The organism is Bordetella genomosp. 12 (assembly GCF_002261355.1).
In the GTDB taxonomy this organism is placed as follows: domain Bacteria; phylum Pseudomonadota; class Gammaproteobacteria; order Burkholderiales; family Burkholderiaceae_B; genus Bordetella.
This window is the reverse complement of the sequence record NZ_NEVU01000003.1, coordinates 391,105-405,161: the sequence shown is the minus strand read 5'-3', so window position 1 is coordinate 405,161 and position 14,057 is coordinate 391,105. Positions and strand designations below refer to the sequence as shown.

Here is a 14,057-nt window from a genome sequence, read left to right as displayed (position 1 = left end):
GTGCCTGCCCTGGCGGCGGGCGCCGCCTGAGCGGCCGCGCCCGGCCTCGCTTCTTGATTTCCGCCCCCGCCCCGGCGTCTAAAGGAAAGCCTCTCCATGAGCGCGGTAATGGATAATAGTGTGCCGCTGCCGACCGGCAAGGCGGAACCCACCTCCGGCACGCCTTCGCCTATGAAGCAAAACAACAACGCGCTGATGGATGCGCTTTTCAGGAACCTGACCCGCCTGTTCGCCTTTCTGGTGTTCATTCTGCTGGCGGCGATCATGGTGTCCCTGATTTACGGCAGCCGCGAATCGCTGGCCAAGTACGGCCTGTCCTTTCTGTGGCTCAACGACTGGGACCCGGTGCAGCAGAACTATGGCGCCGTCGTGCCCATCATCGGCACGCTGCTGACCTCCTTCATTGCCCTGGCCATCGCCATCCCGGTCTCTTTCGGCATCGCCATTTTCCTGACCGAACTCTCCCCCACCTGGTTGCGCCGCCCGCTGGGCACCGCCATCGAAATGCTGGCGGCGATTCCGTCCATCATTTACGGCATGTGGGGCCTGTTTGTATTCGTGCCGGTCTTCCAGCAATACGTGCAGCCGCTGCTGATCGCCACATTGGGCAACGTGCCCCTGATCGGCGGGCTGTTCGCCGGCCCGCCGTTTGGCATCGGCATCTTCACCGCGGGCCTGATCCTGTCCATCATGATCATCCCCTTCATCGCCGCGGTCATGCGCGATGTGTTCGAACTCGTGCCCGCCATGCTCAAAGAGTCGGCCTACGGCCTGGGCAGCACGACCTGGGAAGTCATGTGGAAAGTGGTGCTGCCCTTCACCAAATCGGGCGTCATCGGCGGCATCATGCTCGGCCTGGGACGCGCCTTGGGCGAAACCATGGCCGTGACCTTCGTCATCGGCAACGCCTTCCGCTGGTCGGGATCGCTGTTCTCGCCGGGCAACTCCATCGCCTCGGCCCTGGCCAACGAATTCAACGAAGCCGGCGGCATCCAGAAATCCGCCTTGCTGGAGCTGGGCCTGATCCTGTTCCTCATCACCACCATCGTGCTGGCACTGGCCAAGATGCTGCTGGTTCGCCTGTCGGCCGCTGAAGGCACCAAGACCTGATCGCGAAAACATCCATGGCTCAATCCCTGCTCAACATGAATAACGGCGTCTACCGGCGCCGTCGCGTGGTCAACCGCTGCATGCTCACCGTGTCCCTGGGCGCGCTGCTGTTCGGCCTGTTCTGGCTGTTCTGGATCATCTTCACCCTGCTCGCCAAGGGCGCGCCGGCCCTGTCGTACACCCTGTTCACGGAAATCACGCCGCCGCCGGGGCAGGGTGGCGGGCTGATCAACGCCATCGTCGGCAGCCTGCTCATGGCCGGCACGGGCACCCTGATCGGCACGCCCGTGGGGATTCTGGCCGGCACCTATCTCGCCGAGTACGGCCAGCGTGGCTGGCTGGCGCCCGCCACGCGTTTTCTGAACGACGTGCTGCTGTCGGCGCCGTCCATCATCATCGGCCTGTTCATCTACGCCGTTTACGTGGCCCAGGTCGGCCACTACTCCGGCTGGGCAGGCGCGCTGGCCCTGTCCATCCTGGTCATCCCCGTCGTCGTGCGCACCACCGACAACATGCTGCTGCTCGTGCCCAACAGCCTGCGCGAAGCCACCGCGGCCCTGGGCTGCCCCAAATGGCGCATGATCACCATGGTCTGCTATCGCGCGGCGCGCACCGGCATCATCACCGGCGTGCTGCTGGCCGTGGCCCGCATCTCGGGCGAAACCGCGCCGCTGCTCTTTACCGCTCTGTCCAACCAGTTCATGTCCTGGAACATGAACGCCCCCATGGCCAACCTGCCCGTGGTCATCTACCAATACGCAGCCAGCCCCTTCCGGGACTGGAACAACCTCGCCTGGGCCGGCGCGACGCTGATAACCCTGCTGGTGCTGGGGATCAACATCCTCGCCCGCAATCTGTTCCGCAAGTCGTAAATCAGCGCATCGGCACAAGGAAAAAACATGGAAAACCCCACACAAGCCGCGAAGTCCAAGATCGAGGTCAAGAACCTCAACTTCTACTACGGCAAATTCCACGCGATCCGCAACGTCAACATGTCGATCCGCGAAAATAAGGTCACCGCCTTCATCGGCCCCTCGGGCTGCGGCAAATCCACGCTGCTGCGGACCTTCAATCGCATGTTCGAACTCTATCCCGGCCAGCGCGCCGAAGGCGAAATCATCCTGGACGGCGAGAACCTGCTCACCTCCAAGACGGACATCTCGCTCATCCGCGCCAAAGTCGGCATGGTCTTCCAGAAGCCCACGCCTTTCCCCATGAGCATCTACGACAACATCGCCTTCGGCGTGCGTCTGTTCGAGCGCCTCTCCAAAGGCGAAATGGACGAACGTGTCGAATGGGCCCTGTCCAAGGCCGCGCTCTGGAACGAAGTCAAAGACAAACTGCATCAAAGCGGCAACAGCCTCTCCGGCGGCCAGCAACAGCGCCTGTGCATCGCGCGCGGCGTGGCCATCAAACCCGAAGTCCTGCTGCTGGACGAACCGTGTTCGGCCCTGGACCCCATCTCCACCGCCAAGATCGAAGAACTGATCGCCGAACTCAAGCACGAGTACACCGTCGTCATCGTCACGCACAACATGCAGCAGGCCGCCCGCTGCTCCGACTACACGGCCTATATGTATCTGGGCGAACTGATGGAATTCGGCGCCACCGACCAAATCTTCGTCAAACCCAGCCGCAAAGAAACCGAGGACTACATCACCGGCCGCTTCGGCTAAACCCGGCGATCTGCCCCTAAAACCACCGCACGCGGTGTTTTTTTTACGCGCCCCGGGCTCAAACCCACCCTCCCGCCCGCGGCGGGGCGCCGGCTTCTGGTATAGTCTTCAACCTTCGGGGCGTAGCGCAGCCTGGTAGCGCATCTGCTTTGGGAGCAGAGGGTCGTGAGTTCGAATCCCACCGCCCCGACCAAATTCAAAAGGGTTAGCCGTTTTTGCGGCTAACCCTTTTTCTTTGTGGGGCATGTGGGGCATACAGCAGACGCTGAGTGGGTTTGCGTTGGGTGCCTTCCAGAGGCCACATGGCGCCACCAGGAAGACTCACGCGGCGAAGCGTTTCGGCGGCTAGCCGTCGTGGATCATTGGGGCCGTGAGAGCCCCGTATCGGAGGGCGGGTTTCGTCTAGCCGGTGCCAACGTGGTTCAGGCGCTCGAGCGAGCTGCCCCAAAGTTTGCCTTGCCGGGCAGTATCACCGTCGCCATGGAACAGAATCCACGTCCGAAGCATTGAATTTATGGGCCTGAGAGAACGGTGTTTTGCTGGATTTCACTCGAGCGGTGCGTCACTACCGCCACCCGCTACCAACTCCTTCATGTACACATAGCCGTTGGGGTGGGCGCAATTGACAACTGCCAGCTCCCGCTCGAACTCTGTCGGTGTGACGCCTGAACCTTCGGCGCGCGATTCCTTGCCGCGTCCGGCCACACTGCGCGGCGTGCTGTACAAGATGCCTTGCAGCAACTACGAGTTCCATCGATGGGCAGGGTGTCGAGCCGGTTCGCTGACCCTTGGCCCTGCAGGCCATTCTCAATGGCCAACTGATACGCTTTTTTGATACCGAAGCGTCAAGCCGCTCCTCCTGTTGGATGGCCTGCCCTGCGCCGTTGAGAGAGGTTCGCCGCGCACGGGCGCGGTGCGATTGGCTGCATGATGAAGCGACAACAATGTCGAGCGTCCCTGACTGCTTGAAAGCGTAAAACGGTGTGCGCGAAGCACTCTTCCGTGCATGCGGCGGGCGCATACGTGAATCCAATATTTCGCTAGCGGCTCATGGCGGCAGCCGGTGCATGCTGCCTCTTTAGGCGTCTCCCCAAAACATCCTGCGCTGTGCTCACGGCCTGTCGAACTGGACGACTGCAGGCCTGACGCGCCCTAAACCTTGACCTTCGCAGATTGTGTCTTGACGCCTCCTCAAATCTGAATTTAAAATGGAATTTAACAGATCAAAATGAAATTAGAGAGACAAAAGAAGGAGGCCGAAAATGGCCAAACGAGTAAGGCTCGGGGCAGGTTCCGGATTCTGGGGTGATGCTCAAGATCCAGCTCAAGCACTGTTAGAGCGCGGAAATCTCGACTATCTTTGCTTCGACTACCTAGCTGAGCTGACGATGGCGCTGCTGCAACGGCAGAAGTTAAAGCGTCCGGATGCCGGCTACGTACCGGACGCAGTGCAGACCATGATCAGTTTGCTGCCTAAGGCCAGAGACCTCGGCACCAAGTTGATTTCCAATGGGGGCGGTGTGAATCCGCACGCCGCTGCGCAACGCATCGCCGAGGGTGCGCGCGTAGCCGGGCTCGCGGGCGCTCGCATTGCCTTGGTCGAGGGCGACGACATGCTGGACAAGCTCGACGACCTGATGCGGGAGGGGGTTCCGCTGCGCAATATGGATACCGGCGACGAGAACTTCGCTGCTATCCGGGACCGCGTCGTTTGCGCCAACGTCTACACCGACAGCTCAGGCATCACCGCAGGACTAGAGGGCGAGGCCGACGTGGTCATCGCAGGGCGCGTGTCGGACAACGCGCTTTACGTCGGGCCGCTGGCTCACGAATTTGGCTGGCGACGTGACGCTGCACATGTAGACCGTTACGCTGCGGCCGTGACCCTGGGTCATATCGTCGAATGTGCGGCGGGCTGCTCGGGAGGCATGTCCTCGCGATTCGCCGAAATGCCGTACATGGGACGTGCCGGATTCCCCATTCTGGAGGTCGGCCCGGATGCTGAGGCCATCGTCACCAAGCTGCCCGGCACTGGCGGGCGTGTCGATCAATGGACGGTCAAGGAACATCTCGTCTACGAAGTGGGCGATCCGCGGCGGTATCTCATGCCTGATGCCGTGGCCGATTTCACATCTTTAAGACTGGCCGACGAGGGGCAGGATCGGGTGCGTGTAAGCGGGGTGCGTGGCCAGCCTGCGCCAGACCTATGGAAGCTCGTGGTGGGTTACCAGGATGGTTGGATTGGCGAGACCATGGCGTTCTTTCCCTGGCCCCATGCCTACGATCGCGCCGTCAAGGCGCGCGAGACCATGCTCGAGCGTTTCGAATGTATGGGTCTGGCGGCTGACCAGATCCACTTCGATTTCGTTGGCCTCAATACTCTACATGGTCCTGCGGCCGTCTTCCCGGGACGAGAACAGGCCAACGATCTGCCCGAAGTCGGACTGCGTTGCGCCGTCCGTACGCGCTCGGCCGAAGAGGCGGACAAGGTGCGCCGCGCAGGCACGAATCTTTGGATCATGGGGCCCGGTGGGACATCTTTTGGCACGCCGATGAAACCGCGTCCCGTCATCTCTCTGTGGCCGACATTGATCCCGAGGGAAGCCGTCGAACAGAAGACCAGAATTTTGACGGCGTGAGGAGAGATCTGATGACACTTCAAGTGAAAGACATTGCCTATGTCCGGTCCGGTGACAAGGGGGACGTGTGCAGCGTGGGACTGGTCGCTCGCGGACCGCAAGAGTATGCGCAGCTGCTGGCCAGCGTTACGCCGGCCGACGTCAAAGGTCTGTACGGGGATTGGGTCCAGGGCGAGGTGGAATGCCATCCCATGGACAACATTGGCGCCATGATGGTGATCATGCGCCATGCGCTGGGGGGCGGGGCGACGCGCACCCTGCGCCTGGACCAGACAGGAAAGTCGCTGGGGCATGCGCTGTTGCGCCTGCCGGTGCGTGATCCGAGCTGAACCTTCGCAATCCAATCTTCTGACGGCATTCCACTGATGGCTATTCTCTCTTCCCGCCCCGGGCCGGGCAGCCCGGACTTCGCCGCGAATGCGGCTGCTTATGACGAATTACGCGCGCCGCTGCTTGCTGCAAGAACGCGCGCGGTGGCCGGCGGCGGCGAGCGCGCGCGCCAGGCGCATCTGGCGCGCGGCAAGTTGCTGCCGCGCGAGCGCGTCAATATGCTGCTGGATCCCGGCACGCCTTTTTTGGAGGTCGGCCAGTTGGCGGCCGACGGCGCATACGATGGCCAGTCGCCAGGGGCCGGCATCATTACCGGCGTCGGAGTCGTGGCAGGACGCGCCTGCATGATCATGGCCAACGATGCAACGGCCAAAGGCGGGACCTACTACCCGCTGACCATCAAGAAGCAACTGCGCGCCCAGGCTATTGCCCGCGAGAACGGACTGCCTTGCGTCTATTTGGTGGATTCGGGTGGCGCCTATCTGCCTTTGCAGGGCGACATATTTCCGGACGAGCAGCATTTCGGCAAGATTTTCCGCAATATTGCCGAGATGTCGGCGCTTGGCCTGAAACAGGTGGCGGCGGTGCTGGGCGCTTGCACCGCGGGCGGCGCCTATATCCCCGCAATGTGCGATGAAACCGTGATCGTCGACAAGGCGGGGATGATCTACCTGGGCGGGCCTCAACTGGTGCAGGCTGCCACCGGCGAAGTGGTCGACGCCCAAGAACTGGGGGGCGCGGATACGCACACACGCCTGTCTGGCGTGGCCGACCATTTCGCGAACGATGAGCTGCACGCGCTCGAACTGGTGCACGGCATCCTGGGGCGTTGCGAGGCCCCAGATCTGGCTCCGCCGCCCCGCCGGGAGCGGCCGCCCCGTTACGACGCGGCGGAGCTGCCCGGGTTCATTCCCGCCAACCCCAAGCAGGCGATGCCTATGAGGGACGTACTGGCGCGCTTGCTGGATGGCAGTGAGCTGGTGCAGTACCGCGAGCGCTATGGCTCTAGCCTTATCTGCGGCACAGGCGCTATCGGCGGTTACCCCGTGGGCGTACTCGCCAATGACGGCGTGCTCTTCGGCCAGAGCGCCCAGAAAGCCGCCAACTTCATCGAGCTTTGCTGCCAGGAGAACATCCCTCTGGTCTTCTTGCACAACATTAGCGGCTTCATGGTGGGCGTCCAGTACGAGCAGGGCGGCATCGCAAAGGATGGTGCCAAGATGGTCAACGCGGTATCCACCGCCCGCGTGCCCAAATTCAGCGTCATCATCGGCGGCAGCTACGGCGCGGGCGCATACGCCATGTGCGGGCGCGCCTTCGGGCCGCGGTTTATGGCCATGTGGCCCAATGCCAGGACCTCCGTGATGGGCGGGGAACAAGCCGCCACCGTCCTGGCGCTGGTGCGAGCCGAGCAACTAGCCCGCCAGGGCAAGGAGTTCAGCGCCGATGAGGCCGAGGCCTACAAGGCGCCGATTCGTGATACCTATGGCACCGAAAGCACAGCCCTGAACGCTGCATCGCGCTTGTGGGTGGATAGCGTGATCGAGCCCGCCGATACCCGGGACTGGCTGACGCTGGGCCTTGCGCTGGCAGCCGCCGGACCGAAAGAACCCACGCGCTTTGGCGTGTTCAGGATGTAATCCATGTTCAAGAGAATCCTCATTGCTAACCGGGGTGAAATCGCCCGTCGCATCGCGCGCACTTGCCAGCGGCTGGGCATCGAATACGTTGCGGTGCATTCCCTTGCTGATGCAGGATCTGCACATCTGAGCGGCGCCGCCCGGACCGTGTGTCTGGGCGCGGGAGCGGCGGCGGAGAGTTATCTGAATGCTGGAAAGCTGCTCCAGGCCGCGGGCAAAACCAGCTGCGAAGCGGTGCATCCGGGCTACGGCTTTCTCTCCGAGAACAGCGAGTTCGCGGCAAGCGTAGAGGCGACGGGCATGGCGTTCATTGGTCCGTCGCCTGCCACGATCGCGGCGCTGGGCGACAAGGCGCGGGCGAAGGCGCTGATGCGTGCGGCCGGAGTGCCGGTGGTGCCTGGCACTGACGAGGCCAGCGACAATCTTGCCACCATAGAGGCGCTGGCGCGCGCCATCGATCTGCCGGTCCTGCTCAAACCCTCTGCCGGGGGCGGCGGCAAAGGCATGCAGATCATTACCCGCTACGAGGACCTGCCTAGACTGATCGAGTCGGCCATCCGCCTGGCCCGAAACAGCTTCGGCGACGGTCGGATGATCGTGGAGCGGTACATCGAGGAGCCTCGCCACATCGAGGTGCAGGTGTTCGGCGACGGCCGCGGAAATGTGGTGCATCTGTTCGAGCGCGAATGCTCGCTGCAGCGCCGCCACCAGAAGGTCATGGAGGAGGCGCCAGCGCCGCGCCTGCCCGAGCGTGCCCGGCAACACCTGCTTGAGGCGGCGGTGCAGGGGGCGCGCAGCTTGGACTATCGCAATGCCGGAACCTTCGAGTTCATCATGGACCGGGATTTCAACTGCTACTTCCTGGAGGTGAATACGCGCCTGCAGGTCGAGCATCCGGTCACCGAGGCGATCACCGGCCTGGATCTCGTGGAATGGCAATTGCGAGTGGCGTCGGGGCAGGAGCTGCCTTTGTCCCAGCCCGAAATCTCCTGCCGCGGTCACGCCATCGAAGCCAGAATATATGCGGAAGACCCGGCTCAGGATTTTCGTCCTTCGCCCGGTACGGTGGTGCGCGCGCGCTGGCCTTCGAACTTGCGTGTCGACGCTGCGCTTGACCAATCGGGTGAGGTTCCTCCTTTCTACGACCCGATGGTGGCCAAGATCATTGCGAGCGCCGCAGACCGTCCGGCCGCGCTTGCCGCATTGAAGGCGGGCCTGCGCCAGACTGCGTTGCTGGGGGTGACCAGCAACCTTGGCTACCTGTTGAGGCTGCTGGACGATCCAGGTGTATTAAGAGGACAGGTACACACCCGCTACCTGGATGAGCACAAATCGCTGCAGATGCCGAACAGTCGCCCCGCCGCCGCCGCGGTCTCCGGTACGTTGCCATTGCCGCTGACGGCGGACCCCGCCACCCCTTGGCAGGCTGGCACCCCCTGCGGCGCGATGGACCGGAAGTTCCTGGATGCTGCAGCGCCTTTGGGGCGTATGCGTTTCCTGCTGGACGTCGAGCCGGCATGGGCGGCGCTTCACGGCGTGGAGGGGCGTGAGGTTCGCGTGGGCGACGGTCAGCAAAGCTGGAGTGTGTCGCGCGATGCGTCTCGCCTCGGAGGCGAGGTGGACGGATGGCGCTGGGACGCCTGCCTCGCGGCCGAAGGCTGGCATCTGCAGGTGGCGGGTGATCACTACGCAGTGCGTCCGGTCCCGCAGGAGGGCGATGCCTCTGCTAAGGAAGGGGGCGGGGCGACGGCGCCAATGTCCGGCGTCATCGCGGCCGTGGCGGTTCAGCCGGGAGACAGCGTGCGTCCGGGGGACCTCCTGGCCGTCATCGAGGCCATGAAGATGGAGTACTCGATCGTTGCAGACGTCGAGGGCATCGTCTCGCATCTGCGCCATGGACCCGGCGACAGCGTGCGCGAGGGCGAACTCATTGCCGACATCGTCCCGGCCGTCACTACGTCGGGCGATGGCGTGAGGCAAGTCGACGAACCGCAGTTTCAGACCGGCAGCCGCCGCTAGTACCGAGACAACCATGCAGAAACCGTTAAGCCATATCCGTGTGCTGGATCTTTCCCGCATCCTGGCCGGCCCCTGGGCCACCCAGAACTTGGCCGATCTAGGAGCCGAAGTCATCAAGGTTGAGAAGCCGGGCGTCGGTGACGACACGCGGCAGATGGGGCCGCCTTTTCTCAAGGACAAACAGACCGGAGAGGATGGCGACGCCGCCTATTTCATGAGCTGCAACCGCGGCAAGAAGTCCCTGGCCATCGATTTCTCGAACCCCCAGGGCCAGGACATACTGCGCGAATTGGCGCGTAAGGCCGATGTCTTCGTCGAGAACTACAAGGTCGGCGCATTGAAGCGTTACGGCCTGGACTATGCCTCGCTGCGCGAGCTCAACCCGCAGCTTGTCTATTGTTCCGTGACGGGGTTCGGGCAGACCGGGCCCTACAAGGACCGCGCGGGCTACGACTACCTGATTCAGGGAATGGGCGGCCTGATGAGCGTGACCGGCGAACGCGATGATCTGCCCGGCGGTGGTCCGCAACGGGCGGGCGTTGCAGTGGCCGATCTGCTGGCCGGCATGTACGCGACCACAGCCATTCTTGCCGCCTTGCAGCATCGTGATCGCGGTCATGGCGGCCAGCACATCGACATCAGCCTGCTGGACTGCATGGTGGGTTCCCTGGTGAACCAGTCCATGAACTATCTGGTCAGCGGCCGCGTGCCCCAGCGCATGGGCAGCGGCCACCCCAACATCGCCCCTTATGCCGTTTATCCCGCCGCCGACGGGCATCTGGTGCTGGCGGTCGGCAACGACACCCAGTTCCGCCGCCTGTGCCAGGCGGTCGGCCAACCCGAGGTTGGCGTCGATCCCCGTTACGCCACGATTGCCGATCGCGTGCATAACCGAACCGAGATGGATGCCTGGCTAGTCTCCGTCACCCGTTCACGCAGCCTGGCCGACTGGACGGCACTGTTGGAACGGGCGCAGGTCCCGGGCGGCCCCATTAACGGAATGGACCAGGTGTTCGCCGACGAGCACGTGGTCGCGCGCGGGATGCGCGCCGAGGTGCAGCATCCGCTTTATGGCGCGGTGCCGACCGTGCGCAATCCCATTCGATTTTCTGAAACGCCGTTGAACCCGGCCGGCGCTCCACCTTCGCTGGGCCAGCACAACGAAGAGGTCCTGCATTCGCTGGGCATCGCGCCGGAGCGATTGGCCGAACTGCGTGCCGCCGGCGTGCTCTGACCGCAGTATCAAAACAATTGAATAACCAGGAGAAGACAGTATGCGTAGATCGATCAATGTGGACGAGAACGGGCTGGAGCTGTTGGGCCTGGGCTTTTACTGGGACGACGTAGAGCCTGGTTATCGCTTTCGTACCCTGGGCAGGACGATCACGGAGGCAGATATCACGCTCTTCATCGGGACGGTGGGCATGGTGGAGGAAATGTTCACCAATCTCGACTATGTCGCCTCGCAATCCATCATTGGATCGCGGCCGGCTCCGGGGTCACTCGTATTTTGCATGGCCGAAGGATTGTTGATGCAAAGCACGATGCAGCGCACGGGCATGGCTTTCATGGAGGCCGACATCAAGGTTCATCGGCCCACCAATGCCGGGGACACGATCCATGTCGAATGCGAAGTCGTCGAAGCCAGGGCCACGAGCAAGCCCGAGCGGGGCCTGGTGCGCACTTCCAATCAGGTGGTCAATCAGCGCGGTGAAGTCGTGCTTACCTACAACCCGCTGCGCATGGTCAAGACCCGCCCCTAGCCCCGCATAAATTTTTCACTCGAGGGACGCGCAGACGGCCCAGAGTTCACTTTAGGAGACACCAATGAAATTTTCCTTGTTTTCGGGTTTGCTTGCGTTCGCGCTGGGCGCTCAATGCGTTGCTGCGCCTTCCACCTCCTCCTTTCCCGAGAAGCCTATAACGGTTGTCGTTCCCTTCGCTGCGGGAAGTCCGACCGATGCGGTGGCCCGCGTGTTGTCCGACTCGCTGTCCAAGAGGCTTGGTCAACCCCTGATCGTGCAGAATCGGCCAGGCGCCACGGGCATGATCGGCAGCGAATACGTCGCCCGTTCCCAACCAGACGGCTATACGCTGTTGTTCGGCACCAATACGACGCAGGTGGCAAACAAGTACTTTTTCAAGAGCATCTCCTACGACGGCCTGAAGGACTTCGCGCCGGTCGCCATCGTAGGCGGGGTGCCGCACGCGCTCGTGGTCAATCCCTCCGTGCCGGTGAACTCCGTGGCAGATCTGATCGCCTACGCCAAAGCCAACCCGGGAAAGCTCTCTTTTCCCTACGCTAATAGCACCACGCGAATCACCGGGAGCACCTTCCGCGTGATGACACATACCGATATTTCGGAAATTCCCTACAAGGCTTATGGACAGGCCGTATCTGAACTGTTGGGCGGCCAAACGCAGATGATGTTCATCGATTTTTCCACCGGTCTGGCCTACATGACCTCGGGTAGGCTCAAGCCCTTGGCCATTACGCCGACCCGCTCGGACAAGCTCCCTGGAGTGCCCGCAATGAAGGAGGCTTTGCCCGGATTCGAGATAGGGAACTGGAATGGACTGTTTGCGCCAAAAGGGACGCCACCTGAAATCATCGAAAAGCTCAATCGTGAAATTACAGGCGCTTTGGAGCAGCCGGAAGTCCGCAAGCAAATCGACAGTACGGGCTATGAACTTTTGCCGCCCATGGCGCCCCAGGCTTTTGGCAAGTACATCGCCGAGGAAAGCGCTCACTACGGCAAGCTGACTCAGGAAGCAGGTATCAAGCCCGAATAAAGGTCGGACCGCGCGTCCGCCGGGCGCGCATCTTCAGGCGAAACTCAACGAGATAAGCATGACCAAGCATTCCGATATTCTGGGCGGGCTGGCCCTGCCGGTGATTGCGTCGCCGCTCTTTATCGTCAGCACGCCGAAGCTTGTGATCGCGCAGTGCTGCGCCGGCATCGTGGGGGCCATGCCGGCGTTGAATGCCAGGCCAGCGAGCTTGCTGGATGATTGGCTTGGCGAAATCACGGAAGGAATCGCCGCGCACGATGCCGCTCATCCGCATAGTCCGGCGGCGCCCTTTGCGATCAATCAAATTGTTCATCGCAGCAACGATCGTCTCGAACACGACATGCTTGTTATTGAAAAGTACCGAGTGCGCATTGTCATTACGTCGTTGGGTGCCCGGCCGGAGATAAATCAGGCGGTGCATGCATATGGAGGCATCACGCTGCATGACGTTGTCGATAATGGTTTTGCTCGCAAGGCGGTGGAAAAGGGGGCTGATGGTCTGATCGCCGTGGCCACTGGGGCAGGGGGACACGCGGGAACCCGCAGTCCTTTTGCTCTGATTCAAGAAATTCGGCGCTGGTTCGATGGGCCGCTGGCTCTGTCGGGTTCCATTGCTACGGGGCGTGCAGTGCTGGCTGCGCAAGCCATGGGCGCAGACTTTTCCTATATCGGTTCCGCATTCATCGCCACCGATGAGGCGAATGCCAATGCGGCGTACAAACAAGCCGTGGTCGATGGTAGTTCGGACGACATCGTGCATTCCAGCTATTTCACCGGGATCCCTGGAAATTATCTTGCCAGATCTATCCGAACGGCGGGCATGGATCCGGATCGGCTGCCTGCAGGTAGGCCTGAGGACATGAACTTCGGCAGTGGCCCGGATGCCGTTAAGGTCTGGCGCGACATATGGGGGGCCGGACAGGGCATTGGCGCAGTCGACGCAACCGTACCTGTCCGCACTCTTGTCCAGCGTCTTTCCCGTGAATATCGCGAAGCTTTGGCCAGCTTACCCAGGGAATGAGCTTTTCCAATTTTCAATGATCTAGAGTGTGCCTATCACCATGAAAAAAGACGACACCCCTGTTCAGTACGCCGTGCAAGACGGCGTCGCGACGATTTCCATTAACCGTCCCGCTCAGCGCAACGCATTGTCCATCGCGATCTGTGAGCGCCTCCTGGACTTGTGGGACGAGGTTGAACGCGACGATGCCGTGCGCGTGATCATTCTCACTTCGGCTGATTGTGGAGTATTTTCAGCAGGCATGGATCTCAAGGAAGCTGCCAAAGTGCGTGCCGATTCCGGCAAGGACATGCTGCAGATGCTGCGCGATCCCTTCCACCAGCGTATGCGCAAGGTGTCGAAGCCCATTATTGCCGCCATGACTGGGCATTTCACGGCAGGCGGCATGGTCCTGGCCGCCAACAGCGATATTCGTGTCGGGCTACGGGACACCCTGGGCGGGATCTCCGAGGCCAAAGTGGGGCGTGGGTCCCCCTGGGGAGTGCCCATGTTGTGGATGCTGCCGCAACCTTTCATGATGGAACTCATGCTCACCGGAGAAATGCATCCCATCGAACGTTTTCATCAACTGGGATTCGTGAACTATGTCGAGGCGACGCCCGACGCGGTGCGTGAACGCGCCATGGCGATTGCACGAACGATCGCCGACAACGCTCCGCTTACCGTGTGGGCCGCAAAGAAGAGCATAGGGGCGGCCATGGACCTGGGCTGCGAGCGAGGCCTCGAGGCGGCATGCCAATACCATGAGCGCGTCTACTCCAGCGCCGATGCAATTGAGGGGCCTCGGGCGTTCGCCGAGAAACGTGCCCCGCGATGGATCGGAGCGTAG

At 62.0% G+C, this 14,057-nt stretch carries 13 protein-coding genes and 1 tRNA gene; 13 read left to right on the top strand and 1 reads right to left on the bottom strand.

Going from position 1 to position 14,057, the window contains the following annotated elements; all coding sequences use genetic code 11:
- The first annotated feature begins 96 nt into the window (after window positions 1-96).
- The 4 genes from pstC to CAL22_RS13960 all read left to right on the top strand — a co-directional run bounded on the left by pstC (window position 97) and on the right by CAL22_RS13960 (window position 2,979).
- Window positions 97-1,110, top strand: a complete 1,014-nt coding sequence (gene pstC / locus CAL22_RS13975) for a phosphate ABC transporter permease subunit PstC (protein WP_094814253.1) — start codon at window positions 97-99, stop codon at window positions 1,108-1,110.
- 14 nt (window positions 1,111-1,124) lie between these two features.
- On the top strand, window positions 1,125-1,982 hold the full coding sequence (gene pstA / locus CAL22_RS13970) for a phosphate ABC transporter permease PstA (RefSeq protein WP_094814251.1): 858 nt from the start codon (window positions 1,125-1,127) through the stop codon (window positions 1,980-1,982).
- A 27-nt stretch (window positions 1,983-2,009) separates the two neighbouring features.
- The gene (gene pstB / locus CAL22_RS13965; protein ID WP_094814249.1) at window positions 2,010-2,786 is read left to right on the top strand and encodes a phosphate ABC transporter ATP-binding protein PstB; all 777 of its coding nucleotides are present in this window, start codon (window positions 2,010-2,012) and stop codon (window positions 2,784-2,786) included.
- A 116-nt stretch (window positions 2,787-2,902) separates the two neighbouring features.
- A tRNA-Pro gene (locus CAL22_RS13960) sits at window positions 2,903-2,979 on the top strand.
- Window positions 2,980-3,332: 353 nt separating this feature from the next.
- On the opposite strand, the gene CAL22_RS21015 is transcribed toward CAL22_RS13960, so the two are convergent.
- On the bottom strand, window positions 3,333-3,527 hold the full coding sequence (locus tag CAL22_RS21015) for a hypothetical protein (protein WP_143276975.1): 195 nt from the start codon (window positions 3,525-3,527) through the stop codon (window positions 3,333-3,335).
- A 521-nt stretch (window positions 3,528-4,048) separates the two neighbouring features.
- Between CAL22_RS21015 and CAL22_RS13955 the strand changes: the two genes are divergently transcribed.
- The 9 genes from CAL22_RS13955 (at window position 4,049) to CAL22_RS13915 (ending at window position 14,057) form a co-directional block, all read left to right on the top strand.
- Entirely contained in the window at window positions 4,049-5,425 is a 1,377-nt protein-coding gene (locus CAL22_RS13955) for an acyclic terpene utilization AtuA family protein (protein WP_094814247.1), read from the top strand.
- Window positions 5,426-5,436: 11 nt separating this feature from the next.
- On the top strand, window positions 5,437-5,754 hold the full coding sequence (locus tag CAL22_RS13950; RefSeq protein WP_026383817.1) for an AtuA-related protein: 318 nt from the start codon (window positions 5,437-5,439) through the stop codon (window positions 5,752-5,754).
- Between the two features lie 36 nt (window positions 5,755-5,790).
- A complete protein-coding gene (locus CAL22_RS13945) occupies window positions 5,791-7,395 on the top strand; it encodes a carboxyl transferase domain-containing protein (protein WP_094814245.1) in 1,605 nt (534 codons plus the stop codon).
- Between the two features lie 3 nt (window positions 7,396-7,398).
- Window positions 7,399-9,414, top strand: a complete 2,016-nt coding sequence (locus CAL22_RS13940) for an acetyl/propionyl/methylcrotonyl-CoA carboxylase subunit alpha (RefSeq protein ID WP_094814243.1) — start codon at window positions 7,399-7,401, stop codon at window positions 9,412-9,414.
- Between the two features lie 13 nt (window positions 9,415-9,427).
- Window positions 9,428-10,648: a CaiB/BaiF CoA transferase family protein gene (locus CAL22_RS13935; protein WP_094814241.1), complete on the top strand. Its 1,221-nt coding sequence runs from the start codon at window positions 9,428-9,430 to the stop codon at window positions 10,646-10,648.
- Between the two features lie 40 nt (window positions 10,649-10,688).
- Window positions 10,689-11,177: an FAS1-like dehydratase domain-containing protein gene (locus CAL22_RS13930; RefSeq protein WP_094814239.1), complete on the top strand. Its 489-nt coding sequence runs from the start codon at window positions 10,689-10,691 to the stop codon at window positions 11,175-11,177.
- A 64-nt stretch (window positions 11,178-11,241) separates the two neighbouring features.
- On the top strand, window positions 11,242-12,207 hold the full coding sequence (locus CAL22_RS13925) for a Bug family tripartite tricarboxylate transporter substrate binding protein (protein ID WP_094814237.1): 966 nt from the start codon (window positions 11,242-11,244) through the stop codon (window positions 12,205-12,207).
- 58 nt (window positions 12,208-12,265) lie between these two features.
- Entirely contained in the window at window positions 12,266-13,228 is a 963-nt protein-coding gene (locus CAL22_RS13920; protein WP_094814235.1) for an NAD(P)H-dependent flavin oxidoreductase, read from the top strand.
- Window positions 13,229-13,268: 40 nt separating this feature from the next.
- Window positions 13,269-14,057, top strand: coding sequence for an enoyl-CoA hydratase/isomerase family protein (locus tag CAL22_RS13915; protein WP_094814233.1), 789 nt, complete (start codon window positions 13,269-13,271; stop codon window positions 14,055-14,057).

Bases quoted from the DNA above. Each gene is read 5' to 3' on its own strand.
- CAL22_RS13940 (WP_094814243.1), top strand. From the start codon at position 7,399: ATGTTCAAGAGAATCCTCATTGCTAACCGGGGTGAAATCGCCCGTCGC.
- pstA (WP_094814251.1), top strand. From the start codon at position 1,125: ATGGCTCAATCCCTGCTCAACATGAATAACGGCGTCTACCGGCGCCGT.
- CAL22_RS13930 (WP_094814239.1), top strand. From the start codon at position 10,689: ATGCGTAGATCGATCAATGTGGACGAGAACGGGCTGGAGCTGTTGGGC.
- CAL22_RS13955 (WP_094814247.1), top strand. From the start codon at position 4,049: ATGGCCAAACGAGTAAGGCTCGGGGCAGGTTCCGGATTCTGGGGTGAT.
- pstC (WP_094814253.1), top strand. From the start codon at position 97: ATGAGCGCGGTAATGGATAATAGTGTGCCGCTGCCGACCGGCAAGGCG.
- CAL22_RS13935 (WP_094814241.1), top strand. From the start codon at position 9,428: ATGCAGAAACCGTTAAGCCATATCCGTGTGCTGGATCTTTCCCGCATC.
- CAL22_RS13950 (WP_026383817.1), top strand. From the start codon at position 5,437: ATGACACTTCAAGTGAAAGACATTGCCTATGTCCGGTCCGGTGACAAG.
- CAL22_RS13945 (WP_094814245.1), top strand. From the start codon at position 5,791: ATGGCTATTCTCTCTTCCCGCCCCGGGCCGGGCAGCCCGGACTTCGCC.
- pstB (WP_094814249.1), top strand. From the start codon at position 2,010: ATGGAAAACCCCACACAAGCCGCGAAGTCCAAGATCGAGGTCAAGAAC.
- CAL22_RS13925 (WP_094814237.1), top strand. From the start codon at position 11,242: ATGAAATTTTCCTTGTTTTCGGGTTTGCTTGCGTTCGCGCTGGGCGCT.
- CAL22_RS13915 (WP_094814233.1), top strand. From the start codon at position 13,269: ATGAAAAAAGACGACACCCCTGTTCAGTACGCCGTGCAAGACGGCGTC.
- CAL22_RS13920 (WP_094814235.1), top strand. From the start codon at position 12,266: ATGACCAAGCATTCCGATATTCTGGGCGGGCTGGCCCTGCCGGTGATT.